Raw genomic sequence first — 223 nt, forward strand, 5'->3', positions numbered from 1 at the left:
GCCGATGGCACCGCTTCGCAGCTCATCGACGTCACCATCACCGGCAGCAACGATGCCGCGGTGATCTCGGGAACAGCTATTGGCGCGGTGAAGGAAGACGGCAGACTAACTGCGTGCGGCACGCTCACGGTCCAGGATGTCGACATGGGCCAGGACCATTTCCAGACGCCTGCCTCCCTCGCCGGCAGCTACGGCACGTTCACCTTCGATCCTGCCAGCGGCG

Annotated in this window: 1 protein-coding gene; it reads left to right on the forward strand. The window is 64.6% G+C overall.

Annotated features, from left to right (window positions below; translation table 11 throughout):
* On the forward strand, positions 1-223 hold a 223-nt coding region (locus AC0L21_RS38150), incomplete at both ends, for a VCBS domain-containing protein (protein ID WP_473267170.1).

The organism is Bradyrhizobium sp. WSM4873 (assembly GCF_055811355.1).